12 protein-coding genes are annotated in these 13,075 nt (G+C 69.0%); 6 read left to right on the top strand and 6 right to left on the bottom strand.

Annotated features, from left to right (window positions below; all coding sequences use genetic code 11):
* Nucleotides 1–6 precede the first annotated feature (6 nt).
* A complete protein-coding gene (locus tag ACNQVK_RS06185; RefSeq protein WP_418028823.1) occupies nucleotides 7–798 on the bottom strand; it encodes a lysophospholipid acyltransferase family protein in 792 nt (263 codons plus the stop codon).
* A 90-nt stretch (nucleotides 799–888) separates the two neighbouring features.
* On the opposite strand from ACNQVK_RS06185, the gene ACNQVK_RS06180 reads away from it, so the two are divergent.
* A complete protein-coding gene (locus ACNQVK_RS06180) occupies nucleotides 889–2,472 on the top strand; it encodes a Rieske 2Fe-2S domain-containing protein (protein WP_418028822.1) in 1,584 nt (527 codons plus the stop codon).
* The gene (locus ACNQVK_RS06175) at nucleotides 2,469–2,804 is read left to right on the top strand and encodes a hypothetical protein (RefSeq protein ID WP_211156510.1); all 336 of its coding nucleotides are present in this window, start codon (nucleotides 2,469–2,471) and stop codon (nucleotides 2,802–2,804) included. Before ACNQVK_RS06180 ends, ACNQVK_RS06175 begins: the two co-directional genes overlap by 4 nt.
* Here ACNQVK_RS06175 and ACNQVK_RS06170 read toward each other — a convergent pair.
* Entirely contained in the window at nucleotides 2,801–3,625 is an 825-nt protein-coding gene (locus ACNQVK_RS06170; protein WP_418028821.1) for a DUF5718 family protein, read from the bottom strand. The two genes, ACNQVK_RS06175 and ACNQVK_RS06170, sit on opposite strands and share 4 nt — an antisense overlap.
* A 126-nt stretch (nucleotides 3,626–3,751) precedes the next feature.
* Between ACNQVK_RS06170 and ACNQVK_RS06165 the strand changes: the two genes are divergently transcribed.
* Nucleotides 3,752–4,504 carry a hemerythrin domain-containing protein gene (locus ACNQVK_RS06165; protein ID WP_418028820.1) on the top strand — a complete coding sequence of 251 codons (753 nt, stop codon included), beginning with the start codon at nucleotides 3,752–3,754 and terminating at the stop codon, nucleotides 4,502–4,504.
* On the opposite strand, the gene ACNQVK_RS06160 is transcribed toward ACNQVK_RS06165, so the two are convergent.
* Both ACNQVK_RS06160 and serS read right to left on the bottom strand, forming a co-directional pair.
* Nucleotides 4,494–7,832, bottom strand: coding sequence for a BTAD domain-containing putative transcriptional regulator (locus tag ACNQVK_RS06160; RefSeq protein ID WP_418028819.1), 3,339 nt, complete (start codon nucleotides 7,830–7,832; stop codon nucleotides 4,494–4,496). The genes ACNQVK_RS06165 and ACNQVK_RS06160 overlap by 11 nt on opposite strands.
* 29 nt (nucleotides 7,833–7,861) lie before the next feature.
* Nucleotides 7,862–9,121: a serine--tRNA ligase gene (serS, locus tag ACNQVK_RS06155; RefSeq protein ID WP_418028818.1), complete on the bottom strand. Its 1,260-nt coding sequence runs from the start codon at nucleotides 9,119–9,121 to the stop codon at nucleotides 7,862–7,864.
* Nucleotides 9,122–9,287: 166 nt separating this feature from the next.
* Here serS and ACNQVK_RS06150 point away from each other — a divergent pair, with 166 nt between their 5' ends.
* The 3 genes from ACNQVK_RS06150 (at nucleotide 9,288) to ACNQVK_RS06140 (ending at nucleotide 11,362) form a co-directional block, all read left to right on the top strand.
* Nucleotides 9,288–10,721, top strand: coding sequence for a septum formation family protein (locus tag ACNQVK_RS06150; RefSeq protein ID WP_418028817.1), 1,434 nt, complete (start codon nucleotides 9,288–9,290; stop codon nucleotides 10,719–10,721).
* 3 nt (nucleotides 10,722–10,724) lie between these two features.
* Nucleotides 10,725–11,075 (top strand): metallopeptidase family protein, encoded by a 351-nt coding sequence (locus tag ACNQVK_RS06145; RefSeq protein WP_418028816.1) that lies wholly within the window; start codon nucleotides 10,725–10,727, stop codon nucleotides 11,073–11,075.
* Between the two features lie 86 nt (nucleotides 11,076–11,161).
* Nucleotides 11,162–11,362: a hypothetical protein gene (locus ACNQVK_RS06140; protein WP_418028815.1), complete on the top strand. Its 201-nt coding sequence runs from the start codon at nucleotides 11,162–11,164 to the stop codon at nucleotides 11,360–11,362.
* On the opposite strand, the gene ACNQVK_RS06135 is transcribed toward ACNQVK_RS06140, so the two are convergent.
* Both ACNQVK_RS06135 and pheA read right to left on the bottom strand, forming a co-directional pair.
* Nucleotides 11,359–12,048, bottom strand: a complete 690-nt coding sequence (locus ACNQVK_RS06135; RefSeq protein WP_044513879.1) for a histidine phosphatase family protein — start codon at nucleotides 12,046–12,048, stop codon at nucleotides 11,359–11,361. The genes ACNQVK_RS06140 and ACNQVK_RS06135 overlap by 4 nt on opposite strands.
* The gene (gene pheA / locus ACNQVK_RS06130; RefSeq protein ID WP_418028814.1) at nucleotides 12,045–12,989 is read right to left on the bottom strand and encodes a prephenate dehydratase; all 945 of its coding nucleotides are present in this window, start codon (nucleotides 12,987–12,989) and stop codon (nucleotides 12,045–12,047) included. Before pheA ends, ACNQVK_RS06135 begins: the two co-directional genes overlap by 4 nt.
* Between the last annotated feature and the right edge of the window lie 86 nt (nucleotides 12,990–13,075).

The following is a 13,075-nucleotide window of genomic DNA, read 5'->3' as shown; positions in this document are numbered from 1 at the left end:
GGCGGCTTACCCCGGAGCCCCGGTGGGTTCGATGGGTCCGGAAGGTCCGGCCTCGGCTCGCTTGGCCGCCTTCGCGGCCGCCTCGTCGGCATCCATCCGGTTGGCCTCGGCCAGCGTCGGCGCCGAACCGCCCAAGCGGTGCGGCACCCAGAACTCACCGGGCGGATACGGCCCGTAGGCGTCCTGCACCTGGGCGAGCAGGTGTTGCATGCGCGAATGCAGCAATGCGGTGAGTTCGGCCGCGGGCAGCGTCGGCTGGATGGCCTCGCCCACCGCGATCGAGATCGGCACCTTGGGCCGGTACAGGTTCTTCGGGTGCCCCTTGGTCCAGATGCGCTGCGCACCCCACACGATGTGCGGCACGATCGGCACGCCGGCCTCGATCGCCATCCGCGCCGCGCCGGACTTGAAGTCCTTGATCTCGAAGCTGCGGCTGATGGTCGCTTCCGGGTACACGCCGACCAGCTCACCGGCCTTGAGGTAGTCGACGGCGGCCTCGAACGAGGCGGCCCCGCTGTCGCGATCCACCTCGATGTGGCGCAGGCTGCGCATGATCGGCCCGGTGATCTTGTTGTCGAAGACTTCCTTCTTTGCCATGAACCGCACCTTGCGACCCCGCTTCTGCAGGTAGGCAGGCAAGCCGGCAAAGGTGAAGTCGAAGTAGCTGGTGTGGTTTATGGCCACCACCGCACCACCGGTGACCGGGATGTTCTCCACCCCGGTCACGTTGAACTTCAGCCCCTGCAGACGCCAGGCAGCCCGAGCGATTTGTATGACAGTCCCGTACACCGGTTCCACGTAGCCAGCCTAATCCCAGCCCGGATCGGCGCATCACCCAACTCGGGCTAGGCTGGGCGGGCATCGAAATACTCCATCGAAAGGCTGTTTGTGCAGGTCACCAGCGTCGGGCATGCCGGCTTCCTGATCGAGACCAAGGCTGGCAGCATTCTTTGCGACCCCTGGGTCAACCCCGCGTATTTCGCCTCATGGGTCCCGTTCCCCGACAACAGCACGTTGGACTGGACGGCTCTCGGGGACGTCGACTACCTCTACGTGTCGCATCTGCACAAAGACCACTTCGACCCGGAGAACCTGCGCCGCCACGTCAACAAGGACGCGGTCGTGCTGCTGCCCGACTTCCCCGTGCCCGACCTGCAACGCGAACTGCAGAAGCTGGGCTTCCACCGGTTCTTCGAGACCACCGACTCGGTCAAGCACACCGTCAGCGGCCCCAAGGGCGACCTGGATGTGATGATCATCGCGCTGCGCGCACCGGCCGACGGCCCGATCGGCGATTCAGGCCTGGTGGTCGACGACGGTGAGACCGTCGTCTTCAACATGAACGACGCTCGCCCCGTCGATCTGGAGATGTTGCACACGGACTTCGGCCAGATCGACGTGCACATGCTGCAGTACTCGGGGGCCATCTGGTACCCGATGGTCTACGACATGCCCGCCCGCGCCAAAGAGGCCTTCGGCATCCAGAAGCGGCAGCGCCAGATGGACCGATGCCGCCAGTACATCGCGCAGGTCGGAGCGACCTGGGTGATCCCCTCGGCCGGGCCGCCGTGCTTCCTGGATCCCGAACTTCGCGATCTCAACGACGACCAAGGCGATCCGGCCAACATCTTCCCCGACCAGGTGGTGTTCCTAGATCAGATGCAGCGCCACGGCCATGACGGCGGCCTGCTGATGATCCCCGGTAGCACAGCCGATTTCACCGGATCGCAACTCAATTCGCTGACCCACCCGGTCGAGGATCCGGAAACGATCTTCACCACCGGCAAGGCCGCCTACATCGAGGACTTCGCCCAGCGGATGGCCCCGGTGCTGGCCGCGGAAAAGGCGTCATGGGCACCCGCGGCCGGGGAACCCCTGCTGCCCGGCCTGCGCGCGCTGTTCGAGCCGATCATGAGCCAGACCGACCAGATCTGCGACGGCATCGGCTATCCGGTGGAGCTGCGCCTGTCCGGACCCGAGCACAGCGAGACCGTGGTACTGGATTTCCCGAAACGTCTTGTGCGCGAACCGATCGCGGATGAGAAGTTCCGCTACGGGTTCGCGATCCCGCCCGAGCTGGTGCGCACCGTGCTGCGCGACAACGAGCCGGACTGGGTCAACACCATCTTCCTGTCGACCCGGTTCAAGGCCTGGCGCGTGGGCGGCTACAACGAGTACCTGTACACGTTCTTCAAGTGCCTGACCGATGAGCGCATCGCCTACGCCGACGGCTGGTTCGCCGAAGCCCACGACGATTCCTCGTCGATCACCCTGGATGGCTTCCAGATCCAGCGCCGGTGTCCGCACCTGAAGGCCGACCTGTCGAAATTCGGTGTGGTCGAAGGGAAGACCCTCACCTGCAATCTGCACGGCTGGCAGTGGAACCTGGAGACCGGCAAGTGCCTGACCACCAAGGGGCACGAGCTTCGGTGCGCACGCGAGGAGCAGAAAGCGCCGGGCAGCAAGTCATGAACGCGCCGCGCCAGTACTACGACGACGGCCTGATCCAGTTGGATCGCGAGGCGATCACGTTGCGGCGCTACCACTTCCCGTCGGGAACGTCCAAGGTGATCCCGTTGCGCGACATCCGCTCGTACAAGGCCGAGTCACTCGGACTGTGGATGCAGCGCTTCCGGCTGTGGGGCAGCACCGACCTGCGCCGCTGGCTGCCTTTGGACGTGCACCGGCCCCTGCGGTCGACGCTGATCACCCTCGACGTGCCGGGCACCTACCCCAAACCGGCGTTCACCCCGGCCCGCCCGGACGAGTTCGTGGCCAGCCTGGACGAGCTGCTCGGCCGCTAGCGGGCCGAGACCACCTGCCGCAGTTCCGAAGCCGCACTCGATGCGCTGTCGTAGACGCGAACGATCGCCTCGTCCCCCGGCTTGAGGTAGGTCGACTCGCCCAGCGGGGTGTACCGGGTGGCCCCGATACCGATCAGCACGTTCTCGGGATGGCCGCTGGCCACCATCAGGGCGCCGACGTCCTCCAACGGCGTATCAGCCGAACCCTTCTGGTTGGCCAGCCGTTCGACGATCCAGTCCAGCAGCACCTCGCCGTAGTACGAGTAGCCCACCAGCGGTGAATCCACGCCGTACGCGTGCTGCTGACCGCCGTCCTGGCTCAGGTAGCAGACCAGCCGCATGGTGGCGGTCGGGCCGTCCGGGGTGAGGTCACTGATCTCGAAGAATTGCGGCGCAACACCTTTGGACGCCGCGCCCCAGTTCTTCTTGTAGCTGATCTTCGGTGCGCCCGGCCTGCGGATCGAACAGTCGTTGAAGGCGCCGAGAGCGAACGGCTCCAGCCGCGCCACCGTGTCGCCGTTCCACACCACCCGGCAGGCCACGCCGACCTCGGGCTCGATCTGCAGGTTCAGTGGGCCCTGGAATTCGGGGCTCTCGCCGACGTCAGGAATCAGGATGGCATCGCTGGACAGGGGGAACTCACCGAGAAAGTCGTCCCGGCCGGGCGCGTACCACGGGAAGATGCCTTTGGGCGCATACCCTTCGGTAACAACCTTGACGAAATCCCCGGCCTCCCCTGCCTGTTCGAGATGGCCCGCGAAGTTGCCGGCCACACCGAAGCCGAACCAGTTGCGCACTTCGCCCAGGTCGATATCGATCATGGCTGCAACCCTACTGTGGCCATGACAAGCGGGATACAAGTCGCACTTAAGTCGCCGGCTGCAGGCTGTGCTCTCCAGACTTCCGATCCACCCACCGGGGATCGGCACAGACCGAGGAGATCTGCCGTGCCAACCACCGTCACCGTCGCACCCCGTAGCGCAGGCGATCCCGAACCGGACCTGCTGGGCATCACCGTGGCGCACCGCGCCATGCTGGCGGACCTGCGCCGCCTCACCGATCTGGCCATCGCGGTGCGCGACCGCGACGTGATCTGCACACCACACCGGGCCCGCGCCATCTCGCGGTACGTGGAGCTGCTGTGTGACTCCGTCCATCACCACCACACCACCGAGGACGACGTCCTGTGGCCCGTGATCCAGGCCAGCGGGGGCAGCCATCTCGACCTGAGCGAACTGACCGAGGACCACGCCGCCCTGGACCCGCGGCTGGACCAGTTGCGGGCCCGGGCGGCGTCCCTGCGGCTGTCGATGGGCGATCGCCAGGTCGCGAGCCTGATGGTCATCGAGCTTGCCGAACTGTCGGCCCTGCTCACCGAGCACATCGAGGAAGAGGAACGTGACGTGTTCCCCCTCATCACCGAGCACGTGTCGGTGGCGGACTGGGCGACCGTGGAGGCCGCCGCCCGGTCAGGCGGCCGGTTGTGGTTCGAGGGCCCACGCTCGCTGGCCGTGATGACCGACGACGAGCGCGCACAACTGACCGCAGGGATCGGTCTACGGATCATCCTCGGCGTCGTCGGGCTGCGGTACCGGCGGCTGGAGCGGGCGGTCTTCGGGACGGCAATCCCCCGCGAGATCGAGATCGTTCAAGAGGTCCCGCAAGACGAGGGCGACGAAACGCCCGACGTCAGTCGATGAAGATCTGCGCCTCGGCGGCCAGCCGGTCCCGCAGCACCGAAGCCGCCTCACGGTAGCCACGCGCCTCGTCGGGCCGGCCCAGCGCGTCGGCAGCGGCGGCGAGCGCCTCGTCGACCGGACCCACCATCAACCCGTCGACGCCGAGCCCCGCGATCCGGCCCGAGTACGAACCGAGGTCGGCCGCCCGGACCCGGGCCTCCTCCAGGTCGCCCAGCGCCACAGCCGCATTGACGCGCAGCACGGTGAACGGGAGCCAGAAGTAAGCCCGCTCGATCGGCTGACGATCTCGCCACAGCTCACGCGCCTCGGCCTCGCGGCCTTGAGCGATCAGCGCCAGCACCGCGGCGTCCAGTGCGGCCACCGACACCTCGCGGTAGAAGAACACCAGCTCGTCGGCCAGCAGACCCAGGTCCCCGAGGCAGAACTCGCCCGTCACCCGGCCCACCATCGCCAGCTTGGCCCCGTTGGCGGCGCCGTTCTCCACCATCCGCGCCGCCAGGTCGGTGTAGGCGCTGACCGCCTCCTCCAGGCGCCCCGCCAGCAGGTACATCCGGGCCCGGAACAGACCCAGCACGCCGAGCAGGTGGACGAGCTGCCCGGTGCCGGCCCGGGCCACCGCGACGTCGACGTGCCGTTTGGCCGTCACCAGATCGGACCGGTGACCCGCGGCCAGCGAGAGCAGCCAGTGCGCCACCGCCTGATAGTCGGCCTGCTCGGTGGCCTCGGCGGTCCGCAGCAGTTCGGCGGCGGTCGAGTCACGTTCGGCATCGAGGTCGGGCCCCAGCGCGCAGTAGGCCCGGACGTTGAGCGCGGTGCACAGCAGCCGGCCCGACGATCCCGGGTCCTCGGCATAGGCACGTCGCGCCAACTCGAGCAGTTCCGTGCTGGCGGCCAATGCCCCGTCCGGGTCGGTGCCCTCCAGTTCCACGTACAGCGCCTTGAGCAGCCGGATCCGGTCGGCCACCGGCATTTCGGCCACCCGGCCGGTTTCGCCGCCGGCCAGCACCTGGCGCAGCAGCCCGATCATCTGGCTGTCGGATTCGTCGTATTCGCGGTCCCGCCACACCAACGGGGTGTCCCACGCGGTGAGCACGCGCACCGTCAGGTCGTCTCGCGACTTTCCGGTCAGCAGTTGCAGCGCGGCCTTCATCTCGATGCGCGCCGCGACGGCGTCGCCGGACTGAGCCAGCGCGGAGATCAGCCCGCAGCGGGCCTCGGTCTGACCCTCCAGACCGTCGACGACGGGCAGCAGCCTGCGGCCGGCCGCCAGCTCCAGCATCTGCACGGCGGCACGCCACTGCCGGGCGGCTTCTGCGTGGGCACCGACCGAATCGGCCTCACGGGCCGCATCTGTCGCGAAAGCCGCAGCAGCCAAGGATGTCTCGGCGGTGGCCGCGGCGACGGCGTGGTGTGCCAGGGCGGCCGGGTCGACCGATCGCCCCGGTGCGCGGAGCAGTTCCAGCGCGGCCGCATGCAACCGGGACCGGCGCAGTTTCGAGGTGTCCTCGTAGAGGGTGTCGCGCACCAGCGCGTGGGCGAACCGCAATCGGCCGGGCTCGGGCTCGTCCAACAGGCCGAGCAGGACGGCCGGCTCCAGCGCGTCGAGCAGGTCGTCCGGGTCGCTTCGGCCCAGTTCGGACAGCAGGTCGACATCGATGTCACGTCCCAGCACGGCGGCCTGGCGCAGCGCGGTGACGGTCTGGCCGGGCAGCCGGGCCAGCCGGCGCCGCAGCACATCTCGGACCCCGACCGGCACCGATGCCCACACCGCGTCGGGCCCTTCGGCCGCCATCAGCCGGGCCAGCTCCCGGACGAACAGCGGATTGCCGCCGGTCCGCTCGCGCAACAACCGCAGGGCCTCACCGCTGGCGGCGGTCATCCCGCAGTCGGCGGCCAGCGCGGCGGTGGCGGCGGCGTCCAGCCCGCCGAGAATCAGGTGCGCCGCGGTGTGCACCGTCAGCGCCGCCCGGGCGACCTCCAGCTCGCCTCGATCCTCCGAGGGCCGGTAGGTGCCGATCACGAGCACCGGAAGATCCTTGATCCGGTCGGCCACCAGGCGCAGCAGCTCCAACGTCAGGCCGTCGGTGCGGTGCAGGTCATCGAGGACGACGGCCAGTGGCTGGTCCGCGGCGACCGCGCTCAGGACATCGGCCACCGCGTGCCCCAACCAGAACGTGCCCGGCTCGGCCGAGGCCACGTCGTGCAGCAACGGAGCCAGCACCTGCCTGTCGTCGGCCGGGGCACCGGCTTTCAGAAGTTCCCGCAGCACCTCGGTCCACGCCCAGCCCGCCGGTGCGCCGTGCACCTCCGGGGAGCGGCCGTGCACCGTCCGCCAGCCCGCCGCGCGCAACCGGCTGGTCGCGGCGGCTGCCAGCGTGGTCTTGCCGGAGCCCGCCTCTCCCGCGATCCACAGCACGGCGCTGCCGCCCGCGACGACCGCGCGCGCGGCGTTGTCGATCTCCGCGAATTCCTCGGTGCGGCCGTAGGCGGCGGCCTCGACCCGATCGGGTGACGCGACCTCCGGTATCGCCGGCTGCAACAGCGGCCGGGACGGTTCCAGGTGGTCGGCCTGCCGCAAGATGTCGCGCTCGAGGTCCCGCAGCGCCCGGCCGGGTTCCAGACCGAGCTGGTCGACCAGGTGATCGCGGGTGCGCCGCAACACGTCCAGCGCGTCGGTCTGCCGCCCGGTCCGATACAGCGCGGTGGCCAGTACGGCGGCCGCTCCCTCCCGGCCCGGACGCTCGCGGACGTGCCGTTCCAGTGCGGCGACGGCGGTGCTGTACCGGCCGAGCTCGACCTGCGCGGCGGCCTGCGCCTCCACCGCACTCAGCCGCAGTTCGGTCAGCCGGGCCACCTCCGGCGCCGCCCACAACGCGTCACCGGCGCCTGCGAACGGATCCCCCGACCAACCGGACAGCGCTTCTTCGAGGAGACGCACCCGCTGCTGCGGATCCGATTCCTCATACGCCGCAGTGACTTTGGCTTCGAACTGCCAGGAGTCGACGGCATCGACCGGCAGCCGGAGGCAGTATCCGGGTGCGGCACTGACCAGGATGCGGGCCGGCGCGCGACGCTCCCGCCCCGGCTCCAGCGCACGCCTCAGATGCGAGACATAAACCTGGAGAGCCGACAACGCCTTGGGTGGCGGCTCGCCCTCCCACAGGTCGTCGATCAGCCGGTCGACGGACACGGTGTGCCCATGTGCGGCCACCAGCCGGGCCAGCAACGCCCGCTGCAGCCGGGCCCCGAGATCCACCGGATCGTCACCGACCCAAGCCTGTACCGGGCCCAGCACCCTCACCCGCACCAGCGGGTCATCCCCCGTCATCGTCCGCAGTACTACTGGGCCACGGGTGGTTACTTACCGGGCTCCAGCACCGCGGTGCCGACGAACGGCACCAGGGCGTCCGGGACCCGCACGCTGCCGTCGGGTTGCTGGTGGTTCTCCAGGATCGCCACCAGCCAGCGGGTGGTGCCGAGCGTGCCGTTGAGGGTCGCGGCGATCTGCGGCTTGCCGTTCTCGTCGCGGTAACGCGTGGCCAGCCGCCTGGCCTGGAACGTCGTGCAGTTCGAGGTCGAGGTGAGCTCCCGGTAGGTCTGCTGGGTGGGCACCCACGCCTCGCAGTCGTACTTGCGCGCCGCCGACGAGCCCAGATCGCCTGCGGCGACATCAATCACCCGGTAGGGCACCTCGATGGCCGCCAGCATCTCGCGCTGCCAGCCCAACAGCTTCTGATGCTCGGCGACCGCTTCTTCGGGCTTGCAGTAGATGAATCCCTCGACCTTGTCGAACTGGTGCACCCGGATGATGCCGCGGGTGTCCTTGCCGTAGCTGCCCGCCTCGCGCCGGAAGCACGACGACCAGCCCGCATACCGCTTGGGGCCCGCGGAAAGGTCGAGGATCTCGTTGGAGTGGTAGCCCGCCAGCGGCACCTCCGAGGTACCGACCAGGTACAGGTCGTCGGCCTCCAACCGGTAGATCTCGTCGGCGTGCGCACCGAGGAATCCGGTGCCCGCCATGACTTCCGGGCGCACCAGCACCGGCGGGATCATCAGCGTGAACCCGTTCCGCACCGCCACCTGGGTGGCCAGCTGCAGCAGGCCCAGCTGCAGCAGGGCGCCGGCACCGGTGAGGAAGTAGAAGCGCGAACCCGACACCTTGGCGCCGCGTTCCATGTCGATCAGCCCGAGCGTCTCACCCAATTCGAGGTGGTCCTTGGGATTCTCGATCGCCCGCGGCTCGCCGACGGTGTCGAGCACCACGAAGTCGTCCTCGCCGCCGGCCGGCACGCCGTCGATGATCACGTTGCCGATCGCCATGTGGGCGGCGGTGAAGGCGCTCTCGGCCTCGGCCTGCGCGGCCTCGGCGGCCTTGACCTGCTCGGCCAGGTCCTTGGCCTGCTGCAGCAGGGCCGGACGCTCCTCGGGTGTCGCCTTGCCCACCAGCTTGCTGGCGGCCTTCTGATCGGCGCGCAGGTTGTCGGCCGCCGAGATCGCGGCCCGCCGCGCCGTATCGGCCTGCAACAGCGCGTCGACGCGCGCCGGGTCCTCTCCGCGAGCCCGTTGCGACGCACGGACGGTGTCGGGATTGTCGCGCAGCAGCTTGAGGTCGATCACGGGCGCAACCCTACTTTTTGAAGTGCGGCGACGTACATCTGAGGTGGTCGATCGAAGTGCGGGAAGTGGCGGCGACCTGGTTCCCGCCGCCGCCGGGCACAACCTCGCAACATTACAACCGCATCACTTGTCACAGAGGCTGACACGCCTGTCACAATGGAGGGCAATGTTGGAAGCACCCGAGCACCCCGAGCACCCCGAGAGCGGGGGCCTGCTCGACGCACCTCTGCAGGACGAACAACCCGCCAAGGAACCGTGGTGGCAGAGTCTGGCGGCCGCGTCGACGCGGCGTGCGTTGTTGTTGACCGCGCTCGGCGCACTGCTCATCGCCGGCCTGATCACCGCGCTGCCCCGGAGCGAAGGGGCCAACTCCGGACCGGGCGCCATCGCCCTGGGTCCCCGCGGTAACGACACGTTCAATCACGTCAAGCGTGGCGACTGCCTGAACTGGCCCGGCCGCAACCCCGACGCCGCGCACATCGTCGACTGCAAGGACGGCCACCGTTTCGAGGTCGCCCAGTCCGTCGACATGCGCACGTTCCCCGGCAGCGAGTACGGGCCGGGTGCACCGCCACCGACGGTGGATCGGATCAAGCAGATCAGCCAGGAGCAGTGCACCCCGTCGGTGCGCGGCTACCTCGGTCCGAAGTACGACCCGAACGGCAAATACACCATCGGCCTGCTCTGGTCCGGCGAGAAGGCCTGGAAGCAGTCCGGCGAGCGGCGCATGCTGTGCGGCCTGCAGTTGCTCGGCCCGGGCGACAGCCAGCTGGAATCCGCGGGCAAGGTGTCCGACGTCGATCAGTCCAAGGTGTGGGCCGCGGGCACCTGCCTCGGTATCGACGCCGCCACCAACCAGCCCACCGACGTCCCGGTCGACTGCGCGGCGCCGCACGCGATGGAGGTCACCGGAGCGGTCGACCTCGCCGAGAAGTTCCCCGGCGGGCTGCCGGCCGAGGGCGACCAGGACAACTTCATCAAGGACGCGTGCACCGCCCAGACCGATTCGTATCTGGCCCCGGTCCAATTGCGCAGCACCACACTGGCACTGAGCTACAGCACGATCTCGCTGCCCAGCTGGTCGGCCGGCAGCCACCAGGTGTCGTGCAGCATCGGCGCCACGCTGGGCAACGGCGGCTGGTCGACGCTGGTCAACAGCGCCAAGGGACCGTTGATGATCAACGGCCAGCCCCCGGTCGCACCGCCCGACATCCCGGAGGAGCGGCTCAACATGGAGCCCATCCCGATGCCGGATGTGGACGAGCCGTCGTCGTCTTCTTCGAGTTCCTCCGGGTCGTCGTCCTCGTCGGGCTCCTCGGGATCGGGCTCATCGGGTTCGTCGGGCTCGAGTTCGTCGTCGGGCTCGTCCGGATCCTCGGGATCCTCGGGATCCTCTGGTTCGTCGAGTTCGTCGGGCGGCCAGCACCTGCCTCAGGCCGCGACCACAGCGGCGCCGGCTCCCACACAGGCCAACACGTTCAACCCGCCGCCGCCCGAACAGGCTCCGGCACCGGCTCCCGATGGCGGCGCGCCGCCCGCCGGCGCGCCGCCCGCCGGCCCGCCGCCGGGTGAGCCGGTCCCCGTACCGCCGGGACCGTAACCCGTGCCGGTGCGGATGAGCTCGCAGCGTTTCGACGAGTTGGTATCCGACGCACTCGACCTGATCCCGCCGCAGTTGGCGGCAGCGATCGACAACGTGGTGATCCTGGTCGAGGATCGCGACCCCGACGAGCCCGACATCCTGGGCCTGTACCGGGGAATCGCGCTGACCGAGCGGGATTCCTGGTACGCCGGGTCGTTGCCGGACACCATCACGATCTACCGCGAAGCCCTGCTGGACTTCTGTGACAGTGAGGCCGACGTGGTCGACGAGGTGGCGATCACCGTGATCCACGAGATCGCGCACCATTTCGGGATCGATGACGAGCGGCTCCACGAACTTGGCTGGGGATGAGCCGCTTGCGCGAAGACAACTAGCTGGGGCTAGGTCACCAGGCGCGGCAACCACGTTTTGTCGGTCCACAGTGCTATCAACGGGCTATGACCATCCAGTGCCGGGAGTGCGCGGCCGGTCTGGAGCATTGCCACGGCACCGTGATCCACCACGTCCGGTACCGCACGGAATGCACCGACGACGCCTGCACCACCCCCGAAGCAGCGCACACGTTCAGCCTCGACTGTGAGGCGGTCGGCTGCCAGTGTGCGCATGAGAACGCTCTCTCGAGCCGGCGGTACGCCTAGCCCATCGGGTCGGTTTCGGACGTCACCGCGTCCGCGACCGGTGTCGCGGCGGGCTCCGGATAGAACGGCGGAGTCACCGCCGCCCACTGCACACAACTCCAGCGCCCATCGGTGATCGGCGCCAGCACAATCGATTCGGTGTTGGCCAGGTGATGGTCGAGGGCGAAGCTGCCGTCGACGCCGGCCAGCACGGCAGCCACCAACCGGATCGCGGCGCCATGGCTCACCAGCACGATGTCGCTGTGGAAGTCCTGGTCGTCGAGGTAGCGCAACCGAAGATCGGTGAGCACCGGCACGTACCGGCCCAGGACCGCCTCTGCGCTCTCGCCGCCGGGCATCGGCACGTCCAGTTCGCCGAGGTGCCAGCGCTCGTAGATCCGGTTGAACTCGGCAACGGCGTCGTCGTCGCTGCGGTCCTCCAGTTCACCGACCTGAACTTCGTGGACCCCTTCGAATTCGAATGGGACAAGTCCGGTTTCGGTGCCGATTCCGGCAGCGGTCTGCGCTGCGCGCCGGGCCACGGAATGGGCCAGGATCGACGGACGCTGACCGAGCGTGCCGGCGAACCGCCGGGCCTGGTCATGGCCGAGGTCGGTCAGCTCGGCACCGGGCGGCCGGGTGTCCAGACGCCGGGCTACGTTGCCGTGAGACTGACCGTGGCGGACGAGTATCAGCCGTCCGCTCATGAGCCGCCCGTCCCGTTACGCAAGCCCGTCAACCACCGCGTGGCCTCGTCCAGCCGCGGCGGGGGCGCACCCGCGCTCGCTCCGGTCGGCCATGAACCCAGATATCGCACATCAGTACAACGTCGGTGCAGCGCTTTGAGTGCCTCGGCCACCGAATCGTCATCGATGTGTCCCACGCAGTCCAGGAAGAACATGTACGTGCCCAGCTCGGTTCTGGTGGGCCGGGATTCGATCCGGGTGAGGTCGATGTCGCGGATCGAGAATTCCGTCATCGCCGTGACCAGCGCGCCCGGGACGTTGTCCAGGCGCAGCACCACCGAGGTGCGGTCGGCTCCGGTGGCCGCCGGTGGTACGCCGGGCGGGCCGGCCAGGACGAAGCGGGTTCGCGCGTTGGCCTCGTCGACGACGTCGGCGGCCAGGATGTCGAGGCCGCAACGCTCGGCGGCGAGCCGGGTGCTCACCCCGGCGTCGGCGTGGCCCCCGGCGACCTCGTGGGCGGCCGCGGCGTTGGAGGTGGCGGGCACGATCTCCGCGTCGGGCAGGTTGGCGGCCAGCCATCGGCGCACCTGCGCGAGGGCCACCGGGAATGCGGCCACGGTCTGTACCGGCCCGGTGTGCCCGGGGCGGGTGACGATCGTGAAGGCGACGTCGAGGGTCAGCTCGGCGTAGATCTGCAGCGGTTTGCCGACCGCCAGGCTGTCCAGCGTGGGAAGCACCGATCCCTCGATCGAGTTCTCGATCGGCACGCAGGCGTAGTCGGCCCGGCCGTCCCGGACCGCGGCCAGTGCACCGGGGGTGCTGTCGGTCAGGACAGGGGTGAAGCGGTCCTTGCCCTCACCGGTCGCCGGCTGCAGGTCCGGCACCATCTCGTGGGCCACCATCTGCAGTAACGCCACTTCGGTAAAGGTTCCCTCCGGCCCGAGGTAGGCGATGCGCGGCACGTCCCAACCCTATCGGGTCGACGGGCGGGCTACGGGTCGATGACGGTCCGGCCGGTGTTTCACGAAAGCCTTGCCCGCACCGCACC

This window comes from Mycobacterium sp. 134 (assembly GCF_048282715.1).
Classification (GTDB): domain Bacteria; phylum Actinomycetota; class Actinomycetes; order Mycobacteriales; family Mycobacteriaceae; genus Mycobacterium; species Mycobacterium septicum.
Note: the sequence above shows the minus strand (reverse complement) of the source record. Positions and strands in the feature narration are given on the sequence as shown.